Raw genomic sequence first — 26,614 nt, forward strand, 5'->3', positions numbered from 1 at the left:
GTGCCGGCCGCTGGCCGGCAACCCGGAACGCTCTGCCGAAGGTCATGCTGCTGCCGGCCAGCGGCCGGCACCACCATGACCGTTGCGATCACTTCGGCTGGTAACGCACGCTCAGCTGGTACTCGCGGCCGGGCTGGTTGAACCACGCCACGGTCTCGTACCTGCGGTCGAACACGTTGGCCGCACGCGCCAGCAGCGACCACGACGGCGTCAGCGCGTACTCGGCACGCAGGTCCAGCGTGCCGTAGCCGCCGACCTTCACCGAGTTGCCGGCGTTGTCATAGCGCTTGCCCGCGCCCTGCACGGTCAGGCCGGCGCGGAAATCGCCGAAGCGGCGATCGATGTCCAGGCGCGCGGTCTGCTGCGCGCGGCGCGGCAGCCAGTTGTCGAACTGGCTGCTGCCGCGGGTGCGGTTGCGCGGGTCGGTGTAGCTCAGCTGCGCGTTGATATCGAAGCCGGCCAGCAGCACGCCACCGGTCAGCTCGGCGCCGCGGATACGCGCCTTCTCCACCTGCTGCATCTTCATCGTGAGCGCATCGTAGGTGATCAGGTCATCGATGCGGGTCTCGTACACGTCCAGGCCCCAATGCCAGCCCTGGCCCTGCTGAGAAACACCGAGGTTGGCGCTCCTGGACTTCTCCGGCTTCAACGTCGGCACGCCGCTCCACAGGTCGTACAGGTCGCTGAAGGTCGGTGCCTTGAAGGCGGTGCCGTAGCTGGCATTGACGCGCAGGCCGTGCGCCAGCTGCATCGCCCAGCCAAGGCTGCCGGTGGCATGGTTGCCGAACTGCTGGTTGTCGTCGTTACGCGCGCTGGCCTGCAGCTGGTGGCGGCCGAAGCGGCCCTGGTACTGCACGAACACACCGGTGTTGCGGCGGCTGTCAACGAGGTAGCCCGCGCTGCTGCCATCCAGGTTGTCTTCGCTCCAGTCCACGCCGGCACTCAGCAGCTGGCCCTCGGCCAGGCCGAAATCGCCCTGCAGCGAGGCGCTGTCGCGGTGGGTCTGTGCGCTGCCGCGTGCGCCGAAGTCGCCGAAGTTGTCCGACTCGTTGTCGCTGCGGCCGACGTTGGCAGTGAACGCCAGGCGCTCGGACGGGGTGTAGCGCACCTTGCCGGCCAGCACCTGCTGGCGGGTTTCCGAATAGTTGTAGTAGCCGTCGTAGTGGTTCCTGCCGTCGGCACGCAGCGCGCTGCCTTCCACGTTCCACTGGTCGTTGAAGGTGTAGCCGCCACGCAGGCTCTTGGACAGGTTGCGGTAGCCGTCGCGGTCGTGTTCGTCGGCAAAGCAGCCGGCAGTGAACACCGAGGAAGAGCCTCGGCAGGCGTCGATGCCATCGGAATGCTGGTAGGCGATGTCGGCGCCGAACCAGCCACGTTCGGTGCCACCCCCGATGCCGCCGCTGGCTTCGCGCAGGCCGTTGCTTCCGCCACCGAGCTGGAAGTGCGGAGCAAAATCGCCCTGGTTGCGGCGGGTGAAGATCTGGATGACGCCACCGATGGCGTCGGCGCCGTACAGGCTGGACTGCGGGCCACGCACGATCTCCACGCGCTCGATCTGCGCCAGCGGCAGATCCTGATACATGGCCAGGCCGAGGTCGGCGCTGTTGATGCGCACGCCGTCGACCAGCACCACGGTGTGGCCGGAGTTGGTGCCGCGCAGGAACAGCGAGCTCTGCTTGCCAAGGCCACCGGTGTTGGTCAGGTTGATGCCAGCGCGGCCGCGCAGCAGTTCCTGCAGCGAGGTGGCCTGGCTGGATTCGATCTGCGCGCGGTCGATCACCTGGGCCGGCGCGATGCTGTCCTGCAGGGCGATCGGTGTGCGGGTGGCGGTGACCAGTACCTGGTCGAGCGCGGTGGTGTCATTGGCGGCCTGCGCCAGCGTGGGCAGCGTGGCCAGTACGGCCAGGGTGAGCATTCGGGTCTGCAGCTTCATCGGGGGGACTCCAGGTGCTGCGCACGCCCGCGCAGCGAAGGGGAGGAGCCGCGAAGCCAGGCACGCGCCGATGCCACGGCCGACGCCGTGCTCATCCAGCGCCATGCCCACCGCATCGCGACCTGAGGCTTCCGGGCCGGTCTCCGGGCTTGCCGCCGGGTGGCGCGAGGCCACCGTCCAGGCGCCTTCCCATGCGCGCGGCACAGTGGCGTTGTTGCCTGGAACTGACGTGCTTACCGTTGCGGGGGCAGCGCCGGCCTGGCGTGGAATCACGCGTCACCGGCTTCCCGTTTCAACCTGCCGGCCAAGGCCGCAGGTCACCTGGAAGTGCGCGCAGTCTACGGCATCGCCAGCTGGTAGAGTGAGAGGTGTCGCACGCGCTTCTGGTTGGAACCTGGAACATGATTGCAAAGGATCGCCTGCAGTTCCTCGACTCGCTTCGGGGCTTGGCTGCCGTCTATGTTGTGTTGTATCACGTCCAGTCGATGCCGACGCCCACGTTGTCTGTCGCGGGCTGGTTGTTGCCGGTGCTGCACCTGGGGGCCACGGGTGTCGCATTGTTCTTCGTGATCAGCGCATTTTCCCTGTGCTATACCCAGCCTCGCCACAGAGCCAGCGGTCGGCCGTTGCTGAGCTTCTACCTGCACCGCTTCCTGCGCATCGCGCCGCTGTTCTATCTGCTGCTGGCGTTCTCGATTTTCCGCGATGGCCGGGGTAGCCATGCCGGCCATCCGTGGGCCGAGATCATTGCCAATGCCACATTCACATTCAACCTCTTCCCCGGTTGGGACCAGGGAATTGTCTGGGCCAGCTGGGCAGTCGGGGTCGAGATGCTGTTCTATGCGATCTTCCCTGTGTTGTACCTGTGGGTGAATGACGGGCGCCGGGCCTGGATGCTCCTCCTGGCGCTGTTGGGGCTGGCGGCGTTGGCCGGAACTGGCTCGCTGGGAGCACGCGTGGAGGCTTCGCTGGGCAGCTACGGCTGGCTGACGCACGCGCCTGTGTTCGCGATGGGGCTGGTGGCGTATCACGCATACAACGCTCTCTCGCGGCTGCCTTCCGCGCAGGCGCGCGGGTGGGGAATGGCTCTGAACGCTACCGGTGGCCTGGTGCTGCTGCTGGTCATGACAGGAACAGTGGGCGGCTGGAGCGGAGCGAGCCAATGGCAACTGGCGGGCCTTGGCTACCTGGCATTGCTGGTGGGTTGTTCGCAATGCCCGCCACGCTGGTTGATCAACCGGGCGACAGCCTGGCTGGGTACGGTGAGCTACTCGCTCTACCTGGGGCATCCCATTGTGATCGCCTTGCTCGCGCCGGTGTTTGGCAGGCTGCTGGCGGTCACGGGTGGCGGGACAACCGGCTATCTGCTGTGCGCTGCGCTGGTACTGGCAGTCGCACTGCCGTTGGCCGCGCTGGGGCATCGCTGCATCGAAGCACCGATGATCAGGTTGGGCAAACGCGTGATGGCATCGCTGTCCGCATCAGGTGCAGGGGCCTCATCCAGGCAGGCGGAGGGCGGCCCACGCTAGAATGGCGCGCCCCACTACGGGGATGCTGTCCGGAAGTGGTGTTCATGATGTTGCTTCAATCGTCGATTTTACCTGCGCCGTCCGCGACGCAGTCGTTGGCCAGCGCTTCATATACGGTTGCACTACCGTGATCCTCGACCTGGTCCGCCATGCCGGCAACGGTCGCGATGAGTTCCTCGATGGCCGCACCGATCCACCGCAGCTGGCCCCGCTGCCACAGGAACTGGTCGATGCCTATGCCGCACAGCCGTGGGAGCGGGTGATCAGCTCGCCGCGGCTGCGCTCGCTGCATACGGCGATGGCGCTGGCCACCGCGCGCGGCCTGGATGTGGAGGCGGACGAAGAGTGGGAGGAACTGGATTTCGGTGATTGGGACGGCCAGTCCCTGTTCGATCTGCCGGAAGACGCGTTGGCGGCGTTCCATGCCGACCCGCATGCGTATCCGCCGCCGAATGGTGAGAGCTGGGGCCACTTCGAGCGGCGCATTGCGCGCGCGCTGGATCGCCTGCTTGATGACGATGACCCGCTGCCGACACTGGTGGTCAGTCACGGTGGCCCGCTGCGCATGGTGCTTTCGCAGGTGTGCGGCCTGCCAATGTCGCTGTGCTGGGCGCTGCGCATCGACCATGGCACGCGCCTGCGGGTACGGCTGGAACGCGGTGAAGCAGGTCTGGCAGGCGAACTGCTGGAACTGCAGCAGCCCTGAGCGCACCCGCCGGGCATGGCCTGGCGCTACCGATCCCGCATCACAGTGGTAGTGCCGGCCGCTGGCCGGCATCCCCAGGAACGCGGAGGGCTCAATCCTCGTCGGCGCTCTCGGCGACGCTGTCTTCAGCGTCATCGTCGGCATCGAAGCGTTGCTCATGCACCGGGCCCGAAGCCGGGCCGGCTGCCTTCAATGGATGCGCGGCGATGCGTGCTTCGTAGTCCTGCACCAGTGCTTCGCGTTGTGGCTCGCTCAGTTCCTGCCAATGGCAGTCCAGCAACGCGCCTTCCAGCGAGTACAGCAGGTTCAGGCTGGGCTTGAAGCCCGCGCGCTTGACCTTGACGAAGGCGCCGACCGCACCGATCGCGGCCAGGTCCTCGCGGCTGCGCAGGCCGACCTGGCGCAGCCATGCCGCACTCTTCGGGCCGATGTTGCGCAGTTTCGGTGCGCTCATCCCAGGGCCTCGACGAACACGTGGGCGATGGCTTCCAGCCCGGCCTGGTCCTCGGCATCGAAGCGGCCCACCTTGGGGCTGTCGATGTCGAACACGCCGATCAGCTCATCACCGCGCAGCAGCGGCACCACCAGTTCCGAACGCGAGGCCGAGTCGCAGGCGATATGGCCGGGGAAGGCATCGACGTCGTCCACGCGCTGGGTCACGCGCTGGCTGGCGGCCGCGCCGCACACGCCCTTGTCCAGCGGGATGCGCACGCAGGCCGGCAGGCCCTGGAACGGGCCGACCACCAGTTCCTTGCCGTCGTACAGGTAGAAGCCGACCCAGTTCAGATCGGGCAGGGCGTGGTAGACCAGCGCGGAGAGGTTGGCCGCGTTGGCGATGCGGTCGGACTCGGCGTAGACCAGGCCACGGGCCTGTTCCAGCAGCTGGGCGTATTGTTCCGGCTTGCTGCCGGTGAGCGAGGCATTGGCGAACATGCCCGCAGTCTAGCAAGCGTGCGGGGCCGGCGATAATGCACGCTCTGTTGCCCTGCTGGAGCCCATCAATGCCATTGCCCGCCGCGCTGCCACCTGCCCTGTTCGTGACCGGCACCGATACCGGGATCGGCAAGACCGCGGTCAGCACCGCGCTGCTGCACGCACTGCGCCGTCGTGGCCTGCGTGCAGTCGGCATGAAGCCGGTAGCCAGCGGCAGCGAGGATCTGGGGCAGGGCCTGCGCAACGAGGACGCGCTGGCCCTGCAGGCGGCCAGCTGGCCGGTGCCGGACTATGCCGACCTGAATCCGTATGCGTTGCGGCACCCCTTGGCACCGGAGCTGGCCGCTGCCGAAGATGGCGTGCAGGTGGAGCTGGCGCCGATGGTGGCCGCGTTCGAGCGGCTGCGCGCACAGGCCGATATCGTGGTGGTGGAGGGCGTTGGCGGTTGGTTGGCGCCGGTCTCGGCCACGCTGGACCAGCTGGACCTGGTGCGCGCGCTGCAGCTGCCGGTGCTGCTGGTGGTGGGCATGCGGCTGGGCTGCGTCAACCATGCGCGGCTGACCGCGCAGTCGTTGCAGGCCAGCGGCGTGGCGTGCCTGGGCTGGGTCGGCAACCACATCGACCCGGCCATGCAGCGCCAGGACGAGAACTTCGCCACGCTGCGGCAGCGCCTGCCGATGCCGTGCTGGGGCCGGCTGCGGCACCTGCCGGGGGCAAATGGCGAAGCGCTGGCCGCGCACCTGTAGTGCCGGCCGCTGGCCGGCAATCCCGGGATCGCTGGATGGATGCAGTTGCCGGCCAGCGGCCGGCACTACCGTGCTGCAGCCGCCAGCTCGCGCGCGATCGCGCCCAGCCGTTCCACCGCACCGATGAAGCGCGCATCCAGGGTCTGGCAGCACGACAGCCGCAGGCAATGCCGGTAGCGGGCGCCGCGCGAATAGACCTGGCCGGGCATGAACACGATGTCCTCCTGCAGCGCACGCTCGAACAGTTCGCGCGTATCCACGCCCGGCAGTTCCAGCCAAAGCAGGAAACCGCCCTGCGGCTCGGTGGCGCGGGTGCCAGCCGGGAAGTGCTCGGCTACCAGCTGGCGCAGCCGTCCCACCTGCTCGCGATACAGGCGACGCATGCGGTGCAGGTGGTGCTCGTAGCTGCCCGCCTCCAGGTAGGCGGCCACCGCATCGCCGAGTAGTTGCGGTTCGCCGCCGGTGGACTGGAACTTCAGCAGCGCGATGCGCTCGGCGAAGCGGCCACCCTCCAGCCAGCCGATGCGATAGTCCGGCGCCAGCGTCTTGGAAAACCCACCGACCACCATCACCCATCCGTCGCGATCGAAGGCCTTGAGCAAGGGCGCAGGCGGTTCGCAGAACTGCAGCTCGGCATACACCGCATCTTCGATCAGCGGCAGCTGGCGTGCATTGACCAGTTCGGCCAGTCGCTGCTTGGCGGATGTGGGCATGGTGCAGCCCAGCGGGTTGTGCACGGTCGGCATCACCACCAGCGCGGCCAGCGATGTGTGTTCGAGCAGGGCCCCCAGGGCATCGACATCCAGTCCCTGTTGCGGGTGGGTGGGCAATTCGATGGCCCGCAGGCCGAGGGTGGCCAGCAAGGGATACAGGTTGAAGTAGGAGGGCGCCTCGATGCCGACCGCATCGCCGGGCCGGGTGACGGCACGCAGCGCGAGCTGCAGCGCTTCCATCGCGCCATGGGTCAGCAGCAGGCGGTCGCTGTGGGTGTGCAGGCCCATGCGCGGACCGCGGCGCACGATCTGCGCCAGCAGCCGCGGCGAGCCATTCGGGCGTGCATAGGTTTCCACCGTCTGCTGGCCGTGGCGCAGCACCTGTGCGGTGTGCCGGGCCAGCTGCGCCCCGGGATAGAACTGGCGACCACGGGGGCCGGCGAAGGCCAGGTCGATGACGCCGGGTCGGCGTTGTGCCTCCAGCACGCGGGCCATCAGCGCCTGCTGCAGCGGCGCGGTGGGCGCCGACGGCGTATCGCGCAGCGAACGTTCCGGCACCGACAAGCGCGGTGCGACTTCGAAGCCCGCTTTGGGCCGTGGAATCACCAGGCCGGCATCTTCCAGCTGACGATAGGCCGCGATCACGGTGTTCAGGCTGAGCCTGCGCTGCAGCGCCATCTGCCGCAGCGAGGGCAGGCGGCTGCCAACCGGAAGCCGACCGCCGTGGATGGCTTCGGCCAGTTCATCGGACAGCCGCTGGTAGCGGGGAGGGATCATCGCGCTCTGGTCATCTGTATCCATCGAAGTTCCCACCAACTGGAGCTGTACCCATGGTGATGGCGAGACTAGCATGTCGTTGTCGGCCGGGCCTGATCGGGGCGCGGCCGATACTTCCCAAGCGCACGGCGGGATCGCCGTGCGTCTTTTTCTGCGTGGGGATTGCCGGCCGGCGGCTATCGCATCGGCACCAGCACCGCATCGCGCCGGTACAGTGCCGGGAACTGCTTGCCGAGCGCCGCCAGCTTCGGTGCGTCGTAGTAGCGGATGTAGGCCGCCTGCGGGTAGTTCGTCATGTAGTTCTGGTGATAGCTCTCGGCCGGGTAGAAGCGCTGGCCGCTGCCCAGCTGGGTGACGATCGGCGCGCGGTAGCTGCCGGCCTGGCCGAGCTGGGTGATGTAGGCGCGGCTGGCGGCCTGTTGGCGCGCATCGTCGCTGAAGATCGCCGACCGGTACTGGCTGCCGTGGTCCGGCCCCTGGCGGTTGAGCTGGGTCGGGTCGTGCACCACCGAGAAGAACACCTGCATCAGCTGCCCGTAGCTGACCTGGCGCGGGTCGTAGTCGATCTTCACCGCTTCGGCGTGACCGGTCTGGCCGCTGCTGACCCGCTCATAATGGGCGTTGGCGGCGCTGCCACCGATGTAGCCGGATACCGCATTGCTCACGCCCTTGACGTGCTGGAACACGCCCTGCACGCCCCAGAAGCAACCACCGGCAAACACCACGCTGGCGTGGGTGGCGTCATCGCGGAACGCCGCTTCGCCGGTGGGTGCCGGCAGCGCCTTGGCCTGCGCGCTGGATTCGACCGGTGCCGCAATCGCGCCGTGGTCGACCAGCAGCACACCGGCGATCAATGCCGTGGCCACGAGACCGGCGACACCGGCAGCAATACCCTGTTCAAATGAGAGTTTCATCGTGTCCTCCCGGTTCAACCAAAGGTGAAGGCGTAGGCCTGCACGCCCGCATCGAGGAATTCGATCTCGAAGCGGTGCGGGCCGACCGTGCCGCGCTGGCGCACCAGCTGGAACAGGCGGTGTTCGTTGACCACGCCACTGCCATCGGGGCCGACGTCACTGCCGGCATCGGTGGCGGGCAGCGGTTTGCCGTCCAGCCACACGCGGAAGCGCACCGGCTTGCCGTCCTGGCCCGGTGCCAGCACCAGGTGCAGGTCGCGCGCATGGAACTGGAACGCGATGCGGCCGCCGGCGCGCTGCAGTTGCGCGGCCTCGTCGTTGATCGTCCACTGCCCGGACAGGCCCCACCGGTTCAGCGCCAGGGTGGTGGGCAGCGTGTAGTCGAACGCGGTGTCGTTGCGTTGCCCGCCGGGCGAGGCGAACTGTTCGGCACGGGCGTGGCCCAGATAGGTTTCCGGCGAGCGCAGGTTGCCCATGTCGGCCTGCGCGGCAACGCCCTGCAGGTCGGCCGCGGCGGGATCGGCTGGCGGCGGCAGGCGGGTCTGGCCGGCTTCGGCAAGCAGCCGGCGGATCACCTGTTCCGAGCGCGCGTAGTTGCCCTCGCCGAACTGGTGGCCGCGGATGTTGCCCTGCGCATCGACGAAGTACTGCGCCGGCCAGTATCGGTTGTTGAACGCACGCCAGATCGTGTACTGGTTGTCCAGCGCCACCGGGTACTCGACCTTCAGCTGCTGCACCGCCTTCATCACGTTGCGTGGGTCGCGTTCGAAAGCGAATTCCGGCGTGTGCACGCCGATCACCACCAGGCCATGGTCGCGGTAGCGGCGTTCCCACTCGTGCACGAACGGCATCGCGCGCAGGCAGTTGATGCAGGAGTACGTCCAGAAGTCGACCAGCACGACCTTGCCGCGCAGCTGCTGGGCAGTCAGCGGCGGGCTGTTGAGCCAGCCGGTGGCGCCGTCCAGCGCGGGCAGGGTGCCCTCCACCGGCAGCGGTGCATCGGCACCGGTGTTGGCACCGGCCATCATCATCATCGGCGGTGCCGCCGGTTGCGCGCCGGGTACGGCGTCCAGCAGGCCCTGCTCGATGCGCGCGGTGCTGACCGTGGACAGGCGGGTCAGCAGGCCGGTGTCCCAACCGAGGCCGATCGCCACGACGGCCAGCAGCGCGGCCACGCCCAGCACCTTGCGCAGGACATCGCCGAGCCCGAGCCGTGCCTGCATCGCGCGGAACACCCGGCCGCCGATCCACACCGCCAGTGCCAGCGCGGTGATCGCGCCCAGTGCATAGGCCAGCAGCAGCGCAGTGGTGCCGACGCTGGCGCCGTGCAGGGCGGCGCCGGTCAGCACCAGGCCCAGAATCGGCCCGGCGCATGGGGCCCACAGCAGGCCGGTGGCGATGCCGATCAGCAGCGAGGTCCCCGCGCCACCGCGTCCTGCGGCGTCAGCGGCATCGGCGCGTGCGCTCAAGCGTGCACCCACGCGCTGGAACGGGGCCAGCAGATGGTCGGCCAGTCGCGGCCACAGCAGCGCCAGCGCAAACAGTGCCATCAGCACCAGGGCGATCCAGCGGCCGACCTGGTTGGCCTGCGCCACCCATTGGCTGCCCACCGCCGCCAGGCTGGCGACCACGGTGAAGGTGAGCGCCATGCCCAGCAGCAGCGGCAGCGTGCTGCGCAGGAAGGGACGGTCGGCGCGCGCGAACACGAACGGCAGCACCGGCAGGATGCAGGGGCTGAGCAGGGACAACGCACCCCCGAGGTAGGCAAGCAGCAAGAGCAGCATGGTCAGGCTCCGGACGTGGGGGAAGAACCGACCGGCACCCGCCAGCCGTCGGCGGTGCCGCCATCGGCCGCACCGGGAACGAACACCAGCGCTGCACCGTTCATGCAGTAGCGCAGCCCGGTCGGGCGCGGGCCGTCATTGAATACGTGGCCGAGATGGCCGCCGCAGCGGCGGCAGTGCACCTCCACCCGCAGCATGCCGAAGGTGACGTCGCGGTCTTCGCCGATGGCGTTGTGCAGCGGCGCCCAGAAGCTCGGCCAGCCAGTACCACTCTCGAACTTGGTGGAGGATGAGAACAGTGGTAGCGCACAGCCGGCACAGGCGAACGTGCCCTGCCGGTGCTCCTTGTTGAGCGGACTGCTCCATGGCCGCTCGGTGGCCTGCTGGCGCAGCACCGCGTACTGGGCCGGGGTCAGGCGCTGGCGCCAGTCGGCGTCGCTGTGCATGACCTCGAACTGTCGCGCGGGACGCGTTTCGGCAGCGGCCGGTGCGGCGCGGCTGCACGCGCCGAGGCCGAGCAGGCCGGCGGCGGTGGCAACACCGCCCAGGCCCAGCAGATGGCGGCGGGTGAGGGTCATGGCGGACTCCGGGAAGGGGCGACGGGGCCATGCTGCGCCCGCCCGGGTCAACGAATCCTCACGCAGGATTCAATTTTTCGTGAGGTATCGGCGGCCATCCCGCGCCACAATGCGGGCAGCCTCCCCCACTGGCCCCGAGCTGCCGATGTCCGCCAAACGCGTGTTGATCGTTGAAGATGATGCCCACATCGCCGACCTGCTGCGCATGCATCTGGGCGATGAAGGCTATGACGTGGCCCACGCCGCCAGCGGTGACGCCGGACTGCGCCTGCTCGAACAGGAAGGCCCGTGGGATGCACTGGTGCTGGACGTGATGCTGCCCGGCGTGGATGGCCTGCAGGTGTGCCAGCGCGCACGCGCGATGGCGCGTTATGTGCCGATCATCATCATCAGTGCACGTGGCAGTGAAACCCAGCGCATCGTCGGCCTCGAGCTGGGGGCGGACGACTACCTGGCCAAACCCTTCTCGATGCCGGAGCTGGTGGCACGGGTGCGCGCACTGCTGCGCCGCGCCGAGGCGATGGCGCAGAGCGCACGCATCGATGCCGGCGCGATCGAGCTGGGCGGGCTGCAGCTGGACCCGGTTGCACGCACCGCGTCGGTGGAGGGCACTGCGCTGGAACTGACCCCGCGCGAATTCGACCTGCTGCTGTTCTTCGCCCGTCATCCTGACCAGGTGTTCGCACGCATGGAACTGCTCAACCAGGTCTGGGGCTATCAGCACGATGGCTACGAGCACACGGTCAACACCCATATCAACCGGCTGCGCAGCAAGATCGAAACCGACCCGGCCAATCCGCGGCGGCTGCTGACGGTGTGGGGGCGCGGCTACAAGCTGGTCGATCCGGCCGGGGCGGCGGCATGATCAGGCCGAACCTGTGGCAGAAGCTGGCGGCGGTGATCGCCGCACTGATGCTGATGTGCTGCATGGCGCTGCTGGCGCTGCAGATGCGTGCCAACACCCGCCACGAGCAGGAAGTGGTGCAGCGGCTGTCGCTGGGCCTGGCCGAGCACATTGCCCAGCGCAGCGAGCTGATGGACACCAGCGGCATGCGCGACGCCGCGGTGCGCGCTTTGTTCGGCCAGCTGATGGCGGTCAACCCCAGCGTCGAGGTCTACCTGCTGGACGACCAGGGCCGCATCCTCGGCCACGATGCGCCCAGCGGCCATCTGGTACGCAACCGGGTGGACGTGGCGCCGTTGCGCCACCTGCTGGCCGGCGGACCGCTGCCGATCCTCGGCGACGATCCGCGCAGCGCCGATGGCCGCAAGGTATTCAGCGCCGCGCCGTTGATCGTGCAGGGCCGCCAGGCGGGTTACGTGTACGTGGTGCTGGTCGGCGAGCACCGGCAGATGCTGGCCGACGACCTCGCGGCCGGCAGCCAGTGGAACACCACCTGGTGGTCGGTGATGCTGGTTGGCAGCCTCGGCCTGCTGGCCGGGCTGGTGGCGTTCTACTGGGTGACCCGCCCGCTGCGGCGGCTGACCCGGCGCATCCAGGCCTTCGACATCGACGCACCGACGCCACTGCCGCCACCGGAGCCGCTGCGCCCCGGCGAGCGCGACGAGCTGGTGATCCTTGAGCACGCACACGCGCAGATGGCGCAGCGGTTGGGCGAACAATGGCAGCAGCTGCGCCAGCAGGACCTGCAGCGGCGCGAACTGGTGGCCAACATCTCGCATGACCTGCGTACGCCGTTGTCGTCGCTGCATGGCTATCTGGAAACGCTGGCGTTGAAGGACGCCACGCTGTCACCGGACGAACGCCGCCGCTATCTGGGCATCGCCCTGGCGCAGAGTGCCAAGGTCGGTCGGCTGGCGCGCGCGCTGTTCGAGCTGGCGCGGCTGGAGCATGGCGAGGTACGCCTGGAGTGGGAGGTCTTCGCGTTGCCAGAGCTGCTGCAGGACGTGCTGCAGAAGTTCGAGCTGGCCGCGCAGGCGCGCAACCAGCGCCTGCATGCCGACTTCCCGCCGGGCCTGCCGTTGGTGCGCGCCGACCTGGGCCTGGTCGAGCGTGTGCTGACCAATCTGCTCGACAATGCGCTGCGGCATGCGCCCGAGGGAGGCCGGATCGAAGTACGCCTGCGCGCAATGCCCGACAGCGTAGAGGTCAGCGTGTCCGACGATGGTCCCGGCGTGGCGCCAGCGCTGCGCAGCCAGCTGTTCCAGGCGCCGGCGGCACTGGGCGCGCGCCGCGGCGAGAACGGTGGTCTCGGTCTGCTGATCGTGCAGCGCATCGTGCAGCTGCACGGTCGTCGCATCGAACTGCGTGACAGCGAACATGGCGCCCTGTTCGTGTTTGCCCTGCCGCGCGCGGAACCGGCGGTCTAGCAGGCCGTATCGCCTTCCACGACGCCGCCGGTTTCCAGTGGCAGGTGCAGGCGGATGCAGGCGCCGCCCAGGTCTGAATCGGTCACCTCGACATGGCCGCCATGCTTGTCGGCCACTACCTGCACTAACGCCAGGCCAAGCCCGAAGCCGGGGCTGCCCGGGTCCAGCCGCACATACGGTTGCAGCACCTGGCCGCGCAGTTCGGGCGCGATGCCAGGGCCGTCATCCTCCACCTGCAGGCACAGCCAGCCGTCGTCCGCCGTGCTGGCGACGCGGATCTGCCGGCGCGCATAGCGCAGCGCATTGCCGAGCAGGTTGCGCAGCGCCAGTTCCAGCATGTGCCGGTTGACGTTGACCAGGCCTACCGGTGACAGCACCTGCTGCACCGGCATCGGCAGCGGGGCGAACTGGGCGATCACGCCGCGCACCAGGGTGGCCAGCTGCAGCCGTTGGCGGGTCAGCTGGTGGCAACGGCCGAGAGCGGCGTACTCGACGCCGGCATCGGTGAGGTGCTGCAGCCGATCGACATCGGTGCGCAGGCCGCCCAATGCATCGCGCTGAAGCTCATCCAGCGCGGTGTCCTCGAGGTCGGCCAAGCCGAAACGCATGCGCGCCAGCGGGGTACGTACCTCGTGCGCTACAGCCTGTGCCAGCACGCGCTGGCTTTCCAGCAACTGCTGCAGCTGCTCGGCCATGTGGTTGAAGGCGTTGGCCAGCGGCCGCACCAGCGCGGTACCGGCACGTGGCGCGCGCGTGTCCAGCTGGCCGTCGCGCATCTGCCGTGCCGCCTGGGCCAGCTGCGAGACGTCGCGCCACAGGCGGTAGACCATCACGTACATTGGCAACGCCACCGCCACCATCAGGATCAGCAGCAGGATCGCCACGCCGGAGACTTCGCTGTCCTGCCATCCCTCCTCAGGCAATGCTTCGTCCAGCGGCCCCAGCATCACCGCGTAGTCGCTGTCGCCGATCCGCTGCAGGCTGCGCATGTGCTCCAGGTCGATCTGCACACGACCGTTGTTGAACGCCGGGCGCTGGCTGGCAGGCAGCTCCTTCACCGCCTCGGCCAGCGGCACCATGCGCAGCGCGTAGGCGAAATCGGCGTCGAGTTCGCGCGCCAGCGCCGGCCACTGCTCGCGCGGGGTTTCGGCGAAGCGATGCTGCAGCAACGCATGGGTGCCGCGCATCTCGGCCTGCAGGCCGGCCTCGGTGCGGTCTTCCAGCAGCGCATCCCACGCCCACAGGCCGAGCACGATCAGCAACAGGTGGGCGACCAGGAAGCCGATGCCATAGCGCAGGAAGTGGAAGGCGTGGCCGCGCATCGCCGAGGGCGTGCGCTTCATCCCCATGCCGATCGGCTGAACAGGTAGCCGCGTCCGCGCACCGTCTTGATCCGTTCCGGCTGCTCGGGGTTGTCACCCAGCTTGCGGCGCAGGCGCGAGATGCGGGCGTCAATCGAGCGGTCCAGGCCATCGAAGGCGATCCCGCGCAGGCCACGCAGCAGCGCGTCGCGGTCGAGGATCTGGCCGGCGTTGCTGGCCAGCAGGAACAGCAGGTCGAACTCCGCGGTGGTCAGTTCCAGCAGCGCACCCTGCAGGTGCACGTTGCGGGTGGACGGGTCGATGTTCAGCTCGCCGAAGCGCAGGCTGCCGTCGCGCGGCTCGACCCGGCGGTGGCGGCGCAGGTGGGCGCGCAGGCGGGCCAGCAGCACCCGCGGTTCGATCGGCTTGCCGATGTAGTCGTCGGCGCCCAGCTCCAGCCCCAGGACCTGGTCGATGTTGTCGGTGCGGGCGGTCAGGACGCAGATGATGCCGTCATAGTGGGGACGTATCTGCCGACACACTTCGAAACCATCCTGGTCGGGCAGGCCGACATCGAGCAGGACCAGGGCCGGCTTTTCGGCGAGGATCCGGGTCACGGCGCGCTCGCCGCTGCGCTCGTGGGCGACCTGGTAGCCATGCCGCTGCAGATAGTCACTGACCATCGTTCCCAGGCGGGCATCGTCTTCGACCAGTACGATATCCAGCATTTTCAAGGCCTCCGTGGACGCAAACGTACCGCCACGGCACGAGCGCGGCGATGCTATCCCAGCCATCGGGCCGCCCGGGTGCAGGGGGCGGGCGCCATTCAGCCGGGGTTGCTGGCGCACGGGCCGGGTCTCAGCCCCGGCAACCACTTGGCGCCCAGCATAGCCGGTTGCCGTTACAAAACGTTACCTTCGTCACACGCGTGGTGACGATCGCTGACAGCAATGCGACTGACTCGGGGCGGAGGCAGGCCGAGCATGGAGTCTCCTCCGTTCCGCGTGCCGTTCCCATGTCGCCCGCCAACCTCCGCCTGCCGAACCTGTCCTGCCGCCACTGCGGAGGTGCCCGATGAGCGGCGTGGTCGGGGCCTGGCTGCCGCCCGCCGAAGACGAGCACCTGCTGCAGCAGCTGGCGCCGATGCTGCGCGCGTTGCAGCAGCGCGGCCGAGGGCGTATCGGCTACTGGACCGATGCCGAGGCCGGCCTGGCACTGGGCCATTGCCGGGCGCCGACCGATACGCCCCTGCAACCGCTGAGCTCGGACTGCGGCCGCTATGTGCTGTGCCTGGACGGCCGCCTGTACAACCGCGCCGACCTGCAGGCACAACTGCGCGATCTGCCGCGCAGCTGCAGCGATGCGCGGCTGCTGCTGCAGGCGATCGTCGAGTGGGGCGTGGAGCGGGCGCTGTCGCGCATCGAGGGCGCCTTTGGTTTCAGCGTGTGGGACCGCGAGTCGCGCGCGCTGTGGCTGGCCCGTGACCCGGTGGGCGAGCGCCCGCTGTACTACGGCTGGTACCAGGGCAGGTTCCTGTTCGCCTCGGAGCTGAAGGCGCTGCAGGCCTTTGAGGGTTTCTCGCCGAGCATCGACCAGGATGCCCTGAGCCTGCTGCTGCGCCATGACTACGTGCCGGCGCCGCACACCATCTACCGTGGCATTCACAAGCTGGTGGCCGGCGCCATGCTGCGCATCGACCTCAACGACCATGCTGCGGGTCACTCCGGCATGGCCGCGCAGGGCGGTTCGCGCTACTGGTGTGCACGCGATGCGATGCACAGCGCATTGCAGGACCCCCTGCAACCGGCGCCGAGCCTGGAGCAGGCTACCGACCAGCTGGAGGCGGTGCTGCAGAAGGCCATCGCTGCACGCATGCACTCGCCACTGGCCTGCGGCGCGTTCCTGTCCGGGGGGACCGATTCCTCTCTGGTGACGGCGATGATGCAGGCGCAGTCGACCCTGCCGATCGAAGCATGGACGGTCGGCTTCGACGATCCGGGCCACGACGAGAGCGACTGGGCTTCGCAGGTGGCGCGTCATCTGGGCGTGCAGCATCACCTGCACCGGATGGACGCGCGCCAGGGCCTGGACCTGCTGCAGCGGCTGCCGCAGGTCTGGTGCGAGCCGTTCGCCGATGCCTCGCAGCTGCCGACATTGCTGGCCAGTGAACTGCTGGGTGCGCGCAAGCCGGTGGCGTTGACCGGTGACGGCGGCGACGAACTGTTCTTCGGACATCCCAGTTATGGGCGCGCGCTGCGCAATGCACGGCTGTGTGGCGGCCTGCCGGACTGGGTTCGTGACCTGGCGCGGCGCAGCGGCAACCGCATGAACGTCGAGCGCGGCCGCCTCGGTGGCTGGCGCGCGCTGGTGGCCGAGGTCGCCGCCAACGACGTGGAAGGCCACTACCTGCAGCGGGTCACCCGCTGGCGGCAGCCGGCGCAGGTGGTGCTGGGCGCGCGCGAACCGGTGACGATCTTCCAGCAGCAGGACACGGCGCTGCCGGCCGAGGCGCGCATCCAGCTGCTCGATTTCCGCATGGATCTGGCCGAAGGCATTCTCGCCAAGGTTGATCGCGCCGGCATGGCGGCGGGCGTTGAAACCCGTGCGCCGCTGCTGGACATGGAGGTGGTGCGCCTGGCCTGGCGCCTACCGCAGCATCTGAAATACCACGATGGCGAGCACAAGCTGATTCTGAAGCACCTGCTGGCGCGCTATCTGCCCGAGCCGCTGGTGTACCGTCCCAAGCGCGGCTTCGGCCCGCCGATGGCGCGCTGGCTGGCGGGTCCGCTGCGCGATTGGGCGGAGGCGTTGCTGGATCCGCAGCTGCTGCGCAACCAGGGCTGCTTCGATGCGGTGCGCGTGCGTGGCATCTGGGAGGCGTTCCTGCGCGGTGAGCGCAAGTGGCACACGCACCTGTGGAACGTGCTGATGTTCCAGGCGTGGCACCAGCACTGGCACGGTGGTCGCGGGCGCTGAGGTTCCTTCGCGGATTGTTCTGCATGGCGCAGGGCGGAGGCCCTCGCGTACGAATGTCCTCCGGCGCTGGCCGTTGGCCGTCACCTCCCCCTTTACTTCGTACGCAAGGGCCTCCGCCCTGCGTTCGGAGTTCGTCGGCGCCTCCTTGAAAGGCTGCCGCGAGCACTGCGCTTTACCTCCCGTAGGCCGAGCCTCGTCGGAGCCCACGCGTTCGCGGCAATTGCGGACGAAGACGTGCTTGTGGCGGATTGTTCTGCGCGGCGCAGGGCGGAGGCCCTTGCGTACGAATGTCCTCCGGCGCCGGCCGTTGGCCGTCACCTCCCCCTTTACTTCGTACGCAAGGGTCTCCGCCCTGCGTTCGGAGTTCGTCGGCGCCTCCTTGAAAGGCTGCCGCGAGCACTGCGCTTTACCTGCCGCAAGCCGAGCCTGGTCGGGGTGGGCAGGGGTCTGGGCAAAGTAAAGGAGGAGGTGACGGCCAACGGCCGGCGCCGGGGGACATTTGCCCAGGTCCCTGCCCACCCCGGCGGGGCCCTTCAGCTCGCAGAGAGTCCAGACGAAGAAGTGCCTCGGAATCCAAACGTCAGGCAAAAAAAGACCCGGCAGAGGGAGGGATCTGCCGGGTCCGGATTGCGTGGGGGGAGGGACCCACGCAATGAGCGTTGCGTCGCGTCAGTGGCTGTTCGCGTCCGCGCTTGATTCGTTGTAGCCCTGCACCAGTTCGGACCAGGCCTTGCCGGCCTGCAGGCCGAGGCCGACCACGTCCTGCTGGGCCTGGCCCAGCCGCTGCAGGTTGTCCTGCCACAGCTGCGTGCCCTTGCTGAGCACCCCGGCCGCATCGTCGCTGCGGGCCAGTTCACCCAGCCAGCCACCGGTCGCGGTCAGGTTCCGCTCCAGCGCCTTCAGCTGCACGCCGAACATGCTTTCGGCGTTCTCCAACGCCAACCGGTTCGCACGCGTTGCCGCGGCAGCAAGCTGGCGGGTGGCATCACTGAAGCGATCGCTGAAGGCGGCGGCCATGGGCATCAGAGTGTGACTTGATGCAATGCAGCATACGCCGTTGATGCCGCATTGCAACAAAAATAACGAAGGCGCCCATGGCGCCTTCAGAAAACCTTTCAGATCAATGATTTGATCAGATGGCCGGGCCGCGGTAGCGGCAGCCGGAGGTACAGGTCTCGTGCACGGTGATCTCGCTCAGCGCCGGCAGGCTGGGCTTGAGCTCGTTCCAGATCCACACCGCCAGGTTCTCGCTGGTCGGGTTCTCCAGGCCGGGGATGTCGTTGAGGTAGTGATGGTCCAGGCGCTCGTAGATCGGCTGGAAAGCCGCTTTCACGTCACCGAAATCCATGATCCAGCCCGTCTGCGCGCCGGGCTCGCCCTCGACCTTCAGTTCCACCCGGAACGAGTGGCCGTGCAGGCGCGCGCACTTGTGCCCCGGCGGCACGTTGGGGAGGCGGTGCGCCGCCTCGAGCATGAAGACTTTGAAGATTTCCATGGCGGCGATTGTACGCCGCAGCTATCGCCTCTGGCCGGGTGGATGTTGGCTGTTCGTGAAGAAACTCTTTCCATCCGGATGAAGAGATGATAGCTTCTCTTATATCCGTATGAAGAGATGTTATTGGCCGGACGTCGGCCAGGCATGGACTACTGCGGAACTTCGTCGTCCTTACCACCTCCCCCACATCGTCATGCCCAAGCACACCCTGCTCGTGGCGGCCCTGGCCGTCGCTCTGGCCGCGCCTTTGTCCGCCGCCGCCGAATCCTCCGCCGATGCCAGTGGCGAAGCCAGCACGCTGGCCGCCGTGCGCGTCACCGGTTCCAACATCAAGCGCACCGATACCGAGGCCTCCAACCCGGTGCAGGTGATCGCCCGCCAGCAGCTGGAACAGACCGGCAAGGCCACCGTGGCCGACGTGCTGCGCTCGATCTCGGCCAATACCGGCAACGCCAGCAACGAAACCACCAACAACGGCTGGGCCTCCGGCTCGGCCGGCATCGGCCTGCGTGGCCTGTCGCAGAAGAACACGCTGGTGCTGCTCAACGGCCGCCGCCTGGCCAACTACGGCTTCCCGGCCGGTGGCCTGTCCGACACCTTCGTCGATCTCAACGCGCTGCCGCTGGTCGCGGTCGAACGCATCGAAGTGCTCAAGGACGGCGCCTCGGCCGTCTACGGCTCCGATGCGGTGGCCGGGGTGGTCAACATCATCACCCGGCAGAACTTCGAAGGCGCCGAGATCGGTGGCAGCTTCGGCGGCGCCGACCAGGGCGGCCTGCACGAGCAGAACCTGAAGTTCGTCGGCGGCCTCGGTGATCTCGACACCGATGGCTACAACATCCTGTTCAGCCTGCAGGGCTACAACCGCGAGCGCCTGGACCAGGACGAACGCAACCTGACCAGCAGCGGCATCTACACCGACAAGCCGGGCGGCCGCTGGAACGGCTGGTCGGCCAAGGGCGCGCGCTATCTGGTGAACGGCGTGTCGGTGCCGATGCTCGATGCCAACGGCAACTGCCCGACCGGTACCACCCGCGTTGCCAGCGCGCCGATCGACGGCCTGGCCGGCGATACCTGCGGCTTCAACCAGGCGCCATTCACCACCCTGATTCCGTCGACCAAGCGCTACCAGGCGTACGCCAACGGTACCTTCCGCCTGAACGACAACGTCGAAGCGTTCGGCGAAGTGCTGTACAGCCAGATCAAGAGCACCGCGTGGTTCGGCAGCAGCCCGTATTTCACCCTGGAAAGCGGCCGCTTCGCACTGAACGCGGACAGTGGCCTGGCCGAGCCGGTGTCGTCGCTGCTGCCGGCCAACAATCCGTACAACCCGTACGGCCGCGCGATCCCGATCGAGTACACCTTCTTCGACCTTGGCGGCACCCTCAAGACCAACCGTTCCACCGCCTATCGCGGCGTGTTCGGCCTGCGTGGCACTACCGCGAAGTGGGACTGGGAAGTGGCCGCGTTCGGGGCGCGCAGCAGCGAGCGCGAGAGCGTGTCCGGTGGCTTCGCCAACCGCTGGGCGCTGGCCGATGCACTGGCCACCGGCAGCTACAACCTGCTCAACCCGGCGGCCACGCCGCAGTCGGTGCGTGATGCGATCAACATCGCCACGCTGCGTCCGGCCGAGTCCAAGCTGCAGGGCTTCGACGCGAAGATCTCCGGCAGCCTGGGCCACACCTGGGCCGGCGAGATCGGCTTCGCCGCCGGTGCCGAGTGGCGCCGCGAGAAGCTCGATTCCAACAACCCGTGGCAGATCGATGCCGGCCTGCAGGTGCGCCCGGCCATCGCCGAAGTGCACGGCCAGCGCCAGGTCAGTGCCGCCTACGCCGAAGTGAATGTGCCGCTGGCCTCGACGCTGGAGCTGTCGGCGGCCGCACGTGCCGACCACTACGATGACTTCGGCAATGCGTTCTCGCCGAAGCTCGGCCTGCGCTGGCAGCCGCTGGATTTCCTGCTGGTGCGTGCATCGGCCTCGAAGGGATTCCGCGCGCCGTCGCTGTCGGAGAACTCCAACAGCACCAGCATCGCCTACGGCAGCGTGGTGGATCCGCGTGACCCCGATGTGCCGGGCTCGCGCCAGAACCCGACCTTCTTCACCGTCGGCAACAATGCACTGAAGCCGGAGCGTACCAAGAGCGTGAACTTCGGCGTGGTGCTGTCGCCGTGGGCCAACACCAACCTGAGCGTGGACTACTACCGCATCCAGCTGGACAACCTGGTCGGCACCAACAACACCCAGACCCTGGTCAACGACAACGTGGCCGGCGCCGTGCAGCGCGACGAGCGCGGCAAGCTGCAGGCGGTCTACAACCGCTACCAGAACCTCAGCGAGCTGAAGACCTCGGGCATCGATGTCGAACTGCGCCAGCGCATCCCGACCGCAGCGCTGGGTGACTTCACCGTGTCCTCGGCCTACACCCACGTCCGTGACTACCGTCGCCCGACCGTAGTCGGCGGCCCGCTGGTGGACTACGCCGGCAGCAACCTCGGCGCGACCCTGCCCAAGGACAAGGCCACCACCACGCTGGACTGGACGTACGGCGACTTCAACGCGGCGGTGACCTGGTACTACACCAGCAGCTACCGCCAGGAAGCCAGCACCGCGGCCAAGGCCGTGCAGCAGCGCGTCGGCAGCTACAGCCAGTACGACCTGTACCTGGCCTACACCGGCGTCGACAAGCTCACCGTGTACGCCAAGGTGCAGAACCTGGCCGACAAGACGCCGCCGTACGACGCCTCGTTCCCGGGCATCCGCGCGCCGTACGACTTCAGCCAGTACGACCTGCGCGGCCGCTACTTCACGCTGGGCTTCGACTACCGCTTCTGATCCATCCGTTGCGGCCGGCTTCCCCGGGGAGCCGGCCGCGCGACTGTCCGCCGTTGTGTTCCAGGGGAGCCACCGTGTCCTTGCATCGCCGTGCCGTTCTTCCGTTGCTGATCGCCGCCGTCACCGCCCTGTCCTCGCCGCAGCCGGCGCAGGCACAGAGTGCGTACTTCTTCCCGCAGGCCACCGAAGCGGCCGCATTCGATACGTCCATTCCCACGCCGGAACAGTTCCTTGGCTATCCGGTCGGCAGCCGTTACACCCGGCATGACCAGCTGGTGGCCTACTTCCAGGAACTGGCGAAACGCTCGGGCAAGATAAGCGTGCGCGAGATCGGCCGCAGCTACGAGGGACGCCCGCTGTTGATCGCCACGGTCACTGCGGCGGGCAACCAGGCGCGACTGGAACAGATCCGCCAGCAGCACGCGACGCTGGTCGATCCGGCGCAGCCACGCAGCGCCGCCGGCGACAGCCCGGTGGTGGTGTGGCTGGGCTACAGCGTGCACGGCAACGAGACCTCCAGTGCCGAAGCCGCGATGCTGACCGCGTACTACCTGGTGGCCAACCAGAGTGCAGAAACCCAGCGCTGGCTGCAGCAGGCCGTGGTGCTGTTCGACCCGGCGCAGAATCCGGACGGCCGTGATCGCGCGGCCAACTGGCACAACGCATGGGCCTCGGACCCGGCTTCGGCCGACCCGGCCGACAAGGAACACGTCGAGCCGTTCCCGCAGGGCCGCACCAACCACTACTTCACCGACCTCAACCGTGATTGGCTTGCGCTGACCCAGCAGGATTCACGGCCGAAGGTGGAGGTGTTCCACCAGTGGTACCCGAACGTGCAGATCGACTTCCACGAGATGGGCAAGGACAGCACCTACTACTTCGAGCCGTCGCCGAAGAGCATGCACAGCCCGTTGATCCCGGCGGCATCGTACGAATTCAACAAGACCCTGGCCAAGTACCACGCGCAGGCGCTGGATGCATTGGGCTCGCTGTACTACACCGGCGAGAACTTCGACAACTTCTCGCCGGTATATGGCTCCACCTATCCGGACTTCCACGGCGCGGTCGGCGTGACCGTCGAGCAGGCCAGTTCACGGGGCCGCGTGCAGGAATCGGTGAATGGCGTGTTGACGTTCCCGTTCACCATCCGCAACCAGGTTGCTACAGGGCTGGGCACAGTGCGTGGCGCGGTCGCCGAGCGCAGTGGCCTGTTCGACCTGCAGAAGCAGTTCTTCCAGAGCGCGCTGAAGCAGGCTGCACAGCAGCCGGTGAAGAGCTTCGTGTTCGGCGATGCGCATGACCCGGCACTGACCCGGCGCTTGCTGGAGCTGTTGCTGCTGCATCGCATCGAAGTGCGCGCGCTGGATCGTGCGGTCACCGTGGATGGGCAGCACTTCGCGCCGGGCAACGCCTACGTGGTGCCGGTGCAGCAGGCGCAGTTCCGGCTGGTGCATTCGATCTTCGCCGAGACGCCGCCGATCAAGGGCGACGTGTTTTACGGCAGCACCAGCTACGCGATCGCACCGGCCTACGGCGTGGCGTTCGCGGGCAGTCGCAGCCGCATCGACGGTGGCGCCCGCATCGCGGGGCTTCCGCCGGTACAGGGCGAGGTGCTTGGCGGCCAGGCCGGCTTTGCCTATGTCATCGACTGGCGCGACTACAACGCGGGCCGGGCGCTGGCGGTGCTGCAGGGCAAGGGCCTGAGTACACGCGCAGCCTTCCAGCCGTTCACCGCCGCCACCGCACAGGGCGAGGCGGACTTTGCTGCCGGCAGCATCGTCATTCCGGTGGCCGGGCAGCCGCTGCAGGGCGTGGCGCTGCTGGAGGCGGTACGTGCTGCAGCCCGCGTTGCAGGCGTGCAGGTGCATGCGCTGTCCACTGGTCGCAGCCGCGAGGGCGTTGACCTGGGCAGCGATGGCGTCAAGGCGCTACGCAAGCCGACCGTGGCACTGGTGATGGGCGAGGGCGTGGCCGCCACCGAGATTGGCTCGGCCTGGTTCCTGCTCGACCAGCAACTGCAGCTGCCGGCCAGCAAGCTGGATCCGCAGCAGCTGGGCAAAGTGCCGCTGGATCGTTACACCACCATCGTGCTGTCCGGCGGTACCTATACCGGCGTCGATGCCACCGCGGTGGCAGCATTGAAGCGCTGGGTGCAGGCCGGTGGCTCCCTGGTGACCTACGGCAGTGCCTCGAAGTGGGCGATCGAACAGAAGCTGGCCGACGGCGAGACGCTTGGCAAGGAAGAAGAGGTTGCTGGTGAGAGCCGCCGTGCGTTCGGCGACCAGCGCGATATTGCCGCGATCGAGCGGGTCAGCGGCAACATCCTCAGTGCCGACGTGGATACCAGCCATCCGTTGGCGTTCGGCGTGCCGCGTCGTCAGCTGGCGATCAACAAGGAAAACACGGTGACGCTGCAGCCAAGCGCGAATCCGTTCTCGACAGTGGTGCGCATCGACACCACGCCGCGGGTGAATGGTTACCTGTCCGAGCGCAACCGCGCGCGGGTGGCGGGCAGCGCGTGGCTGCTGGTGTCGGCGCAGGGGCAGGGCAACGTGGTGCTGTTTGCCGATGATCCGGCGCATCGCAAGTACTGGCACGGGACGGATCGACTGCTGATCAACGCGATCTTCTTCGGGAATCTGGTGAATCCGAGTAAAGCGCGGGGTTGAGGCGTTTGGCGCCTTGATTTTTACCTGGCTGGGGGAGGCCCGGAGGCCCAGGCAGGACACGCCGTAAACCCATCCATGGGGGCTCGATGGCGCCATCCATGGCGCCAACGGTCCTGCCTGGGCCTCCGGGCCTCCCCCCGACAATTTCCTGCGGGCGCGGACGCATCGAACCCCAAGGCGGCAGCAAGGGCAAAAGCAAGAGCAAGAGCAAGAGCATCGGCATTTGCTCTTGAATTTGAATTTGATCTTTCTTCTCCCGGCTACCCGGCGGGACAAGCAGGCGCAGGCAATGCTTGAAGCGGATGGGCGTGGGGCCAGCGCAAAACCGTGAGGCGCATGGATGCGCCGACCGAGCCCCCATGGATGGGTTTACGGCGTGTTTTGCGCTGGCCCCACGCCCATCCGCCCTCAGCACAAACACACCGCCTGCTTCTACTCACGGTAGCCGGCAAAAAAAAAGGACGGCGCCTCAGCGCCGTCCCTCGATAGCCCCCCGCGCAGCGGGAAGCACAACAACTCTCAGCTGCGATCAGCCGGCGCGACCGCCGCCGTTACCACCCTGGCCGCGGCCACGGCCGCCCCCATTGCCGCCACCGCCACGACGCTGGCCCTGACCGGCGCCTGCACCCGCACGCTGCTGGCCATTGCCACCGCCCTCACGACGGCCGCCGCCGGACTTCTTCGGGCCGGCATGCGCATGGCGCGGCGCATCACCGTGCGGACGGCGCGCGTGGTTCTTGCGCGGTGCGCGCTCGCCGGTATCGTGCTCGGCCTTGCCCGGTGCACTGTTGCCCCAGCGGATCGGCGTCTGCAGCTCGAAACCCGGTACGTCGCGGATGTCCATGTCGCGGCCCAGCAGGCGCACGATCGCGCGCAGCAGCTTCACTTCATCCTGCGCCACCAGCGAAATCGCCTGGCCGGTGGCACCGTTGCGGCCGGTACGGCCGATGCGGTGCACGTAATCCTCGGCCACCATCGGCAGGTCGAAGTTGATCACCTTCGGCAGCTCGTTGATGTCGATGCCACGTGCGGCGATGTCGGTGGCCACCAGCACGGTCACGCGGCCCGCCTTGAAGTCGCCCAGCGCACGCAGGCGCTGGCCCTGGCTCTTGTTGCCGTGGATCGCCGCGGTCTTGATGCCCGACTTCTCCAGGAACGTGGCCAGCTTGTCGCTGCCATGCTTGGTGCGAGCGAACACCAGGGTCTGCTCGCGGCTGTCCTGCGCCAGCAGGTGCAGCAGCAGGTCGCGCTTGCGGCCGGCATCGACCGGGTGCACGCGGTGGGTGATGGTTTCGGCCACGGTGTTCTTCGGCGTCACCTGGATCTGTTCCGGGTTGCGCATGAACTCCAGCGCCAGCTGCCGGATGTTGTCCTCGAAGGTGGCCGAGAACAGCAGGGTCTGGCGGTTCTGCTTCGGCAGCTTGGCCAGGATGCGCTTGATCGACGGCAGGAAGCCCATGTCGAGCATGCGGTCGGCTTCGTCCAGCACCAGCAGTTCAATGCCGGACAGGTCGATGCTGCGACGCTCCAGGTGGTCGATCAGGCGGCCCGGGCAGGCCACCAGCAGGTCCACGCCGCGGCGCAGGATGTCCAGCTGGTTGCCCATGCCGACGCCGCCGTAGATGCACGCGCTGGGGATGCGCAGGTACTTGCTGTAGCCGCGCAGGCTGTCATGCACCTGGGTGGCCAGTTCGCGGGTCGGGGCCAGGATCAGCGCGCGCGGCTTGCGCGGGCCGCTGCGCACTTCCTGCGAGGCGGTGCCCAGGTGCTGCAGCAGCGGCAGGCCGAAGGCGGCGGTCTTGCCGGTACCGGTCTGAGCGCCGGCCAGCAGGTCGCGACCGGCCAGCGCCAGCGGGATCGCCTGCTGCTGGATCGGGGTCGGGTTCTCGTAGCCCTGCTCGGCGAGCGCACGCAGCAGGAAGGGCGCCAGGCCCAGCGATTCAAAAGACATTGAGTTTGCTCCAAGTACAAGAAACGCCTGTCCGACTGGACAGACGGGGGCAGATCAAACTGATCGGCTGACTCGGAGCGTTCCCGTGAACCGCGCTGCGAGAATTGGGTGCAGCCGGCACGAAGCGCAGGCTGGAATGCGTGACGAACGGCGTCGGAGTGGGGGCGGGCGAAGAGGGCGGACCCAGGTCGCCGGCGATCCCGGAGGGAAACGGACGGCCGCTGCAGACCCCGCAAGTCTAAACGATGTTTGAGACTTCACGCAAAAAGGCCTGTTCAGGTAAGGGTTCTGCCTGCAGGGCTGCGCCCTGCACCCGCAGAGGCCAGAGCCATGGCCGGAGCAAGATCAAAAGCCGGGTTCCTGTGGGTTGGCGGGGTGGGTCCGGTGGCAGGGGGCGCCGTAAATACGTCCATGTAGGCTCGGTCGCGGCATCCATGCCGCTCAC

Annotated in this window: 20 protein-coding genes and 1 riboswitch; of the genes, 8 read left to right on the forward strand and 12 right to left on the reverse strand. The window is 67.9% G+C overall.

Annotated features, from left to right (window positions below):
* Positions 1 to 88 precede the first annotated feature (88 nt).
* Positions 89 to 1,933 carry a TonB-dependent vitamin B12 receptor gene (gene btuB, locus O0J73_RS11795; protein WP_308308764.1) on the reverse strand — a complete coding sequence of 615 codons (1,845 nt, stop codon included), beginning with the start codon at positions 1,931 to 1,933 and terminating at the stop codon, positions 89 to 91.
* Positions 1,934 to 2,049: 116 nt separating this feature from the next.
* A riboswitch (cobalamin riboswitch) is annotated at positions 2,050 to 2,273 on the reverse strand.
* Positions 2,274 to 2,334: 61 nt separating this feature from the next.
* Here btuB and O0J73_RS11800 point away from each other — a divergent pair.
* Positions 2,335 to 3,462 (forward strand): acyltransferase, encoded by a 1,128-nt coding sequence (locus tag O0J73_RS11800; protein ID WP_004154019.1) that lies wholly within the window; start codon positions 2,335 to 2,337, stop codon positions 3,460 to 3,462.
* Between the two features lie 127 nt (positions 3,463 to 3,589).
* Complete coding sequence (locus tag O0J73_RS11805) at positions 3,590 to 4,168, forward strand: histidine phosphatase family protein (RefSeq protein ID WP_308308765.1); 579 nt, start codon at positions 3,590 to 3,592, stop codon at positions 4,166 to 4,168.
* Positions 4,169 to 4,259: 91 nt separating this feature from the next.
* Here O0J73_RS11805 and O0J73_RS11810 read toward each other — a convergent pair whose 3' ends face one another.
* On the reverse strand, positions 4,260 to 4,622 hold the full coding sequence (locus O0J73_RS11810) for a TfoX/Sxy family protein (protein WP_197564358.1): 363 nt from the start codon (positions 4,620 to 4,622) through the stop codon (positions 4,260 to 4,262).
* A complete protein-coding gene (locus O0J73_RS11815; protein WP_308308766.1) occupies positions 4,619 to 5,101 on the reverse strand; it encodes a GAF domain-containing protein in 483 nt (160 codons plus the stop codon). Before O0J73_RS11815 ends, O0J73_RS11810 begins: the two co-directional genes overlap by 4 nt.
* Before the next feature lie 68 nt (positions 5,102 to 5,169).
* Between O0J73_RS11815 and bioD the strand changes: the two genes are divergently transcribed.
* A complete protein-coding gene (bioD, locus tag O0J73_RS11820; protein WP_197564357.1) occupies positions 5,170 to 5,847 on the forward strand; it encodes a dethiobiotin synthase in 678 nt (225 codons plus the stop codon).
* 65 nt (positions 5,848 to 5,912) lie between these two features.
* Here bioD and O0J73_RS11825 read toward each other — a convergent pair whose 3' ends face one another.
* From O0J73_RS11825 to msrB, 4 genes are all read right to left on the reverse strand, one after another.
* The gene (locus O0J73_RS11825) at positions 5,913 to 7,361 is read right to left on the reverse strand and encodes a PLP-dependent aminotransferase family protein (protein WP_197564356.1); all 1,449 of its coding nucleotides are present in this window, start codon (positions 7,359 to 7,361) and stop codon (positions 5,913 to 5,915) included.
* Positions 7,362 to 7,513: 152 nt separating this feature from the next.
* Positions 7,514 to 8,251 carry a peptide-methionine (S)-S-oxide reductase MsrA gene (gene msrA, locus O0J73_RS11830; RefSeq protein ID WP_004154039.1) on the reverse strand — a complete coding sequence of 246 codons (738 nt, stop codon included), beginning with the start codon at positions 8,249 to 8,251 and terminating at the stop codon, positions 7,514 to 7,516.
* Positions 8,252 to 8,265: 14 nt separating this feature from the next.
* Positions 8,266 to 10,035 (reverse strand): cytochrome c biogenesis protein CcdA, encoded by a 1,770-nt coding sequence (locus O0J73_RS11835; RefSeq protein ID WP_004154040.1) that lies wholly within the window; start codon positions 10,033 to 10,035, stop codon positions 8,266 to 8,268.
* 2 nt (positions 10,036 to 10,037) lie between these two features.
* Positions 10,038 to 10,613, reverse strand: coding sequence for a peptide-methionine (R)-S-oxide reductase MsrB (msrB, locus tag O0J73_RS11840; RefSeq protein WP_197564355.1), 576 nt, complete (start codon positions 10,611 to 10,613; stop codon positions 10,038 to 10,040).
* 145 nt (positions 10,614 to 10,758) lie between these two features.
* Here msrB and O0J73_RS11845 point away from each other — a divergent pair, with 145 nt between their 5' ends.
* Together O0J73_RS11845 and O0J73_RS11850 are read left to right on the forward strand one after the other, a co-directional pair.
* Positions 10,759 to 11,478 carry a response regulator transcription factor gene (locus tag O0J73_RS11845; protein ID WP_197564354.1) on the forward strand — a complete coding sequence of 240 codons (720 nt, stop codon included), beginning with the start codon at positions 10,759 to 10,761 and terminating at the stop codon, positions 11,476 to 11,478.
* A complete protein-coding gene (locus O0J73_RS11850) occupies positions 11,475 to 12,944 on the forward strand; it encodes a HAMP domain-containing sensor histidine kinase (RefSeq protein ID WP_308308767.1) in 1,470 nt (489 codons plus the stop codon). Before O0J73_RS11845 ends, O0J73_RS11850 begins: the two co-directional genes overlap by 4 nt.
* On the opposite strand, the gene O0J73_RS11855 is transcribed toward O0J73_RS11850, so the two are convergent.
* Positions 12,941 to 14,287 (reverse strand): ATP-binding protein, encoded by a 1,347-nt coding sequence (locus O0J73_RS11855; RefSeq protein WP_197564353.1) that lies wholly within the window; start codon positions 14,285 to 14,287, stop codon positions 12,941 to 12,943. The two genes, O0J73_RS11850 and O0J73_RS11855, sit on opposite strands and share 4 nt — an antisense overlap.
* The gene (locus O0J73_RS11860; RefSeq protein WP_004154050.1) at positions 14,284 to 14,973 is read right to left on the reverse strand and encodes a winged helix-turn-helix domain-containing protein; all 690 of its coding nucleotides are present in this window, start codon (positions 14,971 to 14,973) and stop codon (positions 14,284 to 14,286) included. Before O0J73_RS11860 ends, O0J73_RS11855 begins: the two co-directional genes overlap by 4 nt.
* 346 nt (positions 14,974 to 15,319) lie before the next feature.
* Between O0J73_RS11860 and asnB the strand changes: the two genes are divergently transcribed.
* Positions 15,320 to 17,221 (forward strand): asparagine synthase (glutamine-hydrolyzing), encoded by a 1,902-nt coding sequence (gene asnB, locus O0J73_RS11865; RefSeq protein WP_308308768.1) that lies wholly within the window; start codon positions 15,320 to 15,322, stop codon positions 17,219 to 17,221.
* 669 nt (positions 17,222 to 17,890) lie between these two features.
* Here the strand turns inward: asnB and O0J73_RS11870 are convergent.
* Positions 17,891 to 18,238, reverse strand: coding sequence for a phasin family protein (locus O0J73_RS11870; RefSeq protein WP_049455872.1), 348 nt, complete (start codon positions 18,236 to 18,238; stop codon positions 17,891 to 17,893).
* A gap of 115 nt (positions 18,239 to 18,353) precedes the next feature.
* On the reverse strand, positions 18,354 to 18,716 hold the full coding sequence (queD, locus tag O0J73_RS11875) for a 6-carboxytetrahydropterin synthase QueD (protein WP_053448692.1): 363 nt from the start codon (positions 18,714 to 18,716) through the stop codon (positions 18,354 to 18,356).
* A 193-nt stretch (positions 18,717 to 18,909) separates the two neighbouring features.
* On the opposite strand from queD, the gene O0J73_RS11880 reads away from it, so the two are divergent.
* Both O0J73_RS11880 and O0J73_RS11885 read left to right on the forward strand, forming a co-directional pair.
* Entirely contained in the window at positions 18,910 to 21,549 is a 2,640-nt protein-coding gene (locus O0J73_RS11880) for a TonB-dependent receptor (RefSeq protein WP_197564351.1), read from the forward strand.
* A 74-nt stretch (positions 21,550 to 21,623) separates the two neighbouring features.
* Entirely contained in the window at positions 21,624 to 24,218 is a 2,595-nt protein-coding gene (locus O0J73_RS11885; protein ID WP_308308769.1) for a M14 family metallopeptidase, read from the forward strand.
* A 529-nt stretch (positions 24,219 to 24,747) separates the two neighbouring features.
* Here the strand turns inward: O0J73_RS11885 and O0J73_RS11890 are convergent.
* Positions 24,748 to 26,169 (reverse strand): DEAD/DEAH box helicase, encoded by a 1,422-nt coding sequence (locus O0J73_RS11890; RefSeq protein ID WP_049455876.1) that lies wholly within the window; start codon positions 26,167 to 26,169, stop codon positions 24,748 to 24,750.
* Positions 26,170 to 26,614: the final 445 nt, after the last annotated feature.

This window comes from Stenotrophomonas sp. Sm6012 (assembly GCF_030985895.1).
Lineage (GTDB): Bacteria > Pseudomonadota > Gammaproteobacteria > Xanthomonadales > Xanthomonadaceae > Stenotrophomonas > Stenotrophomonas forensis.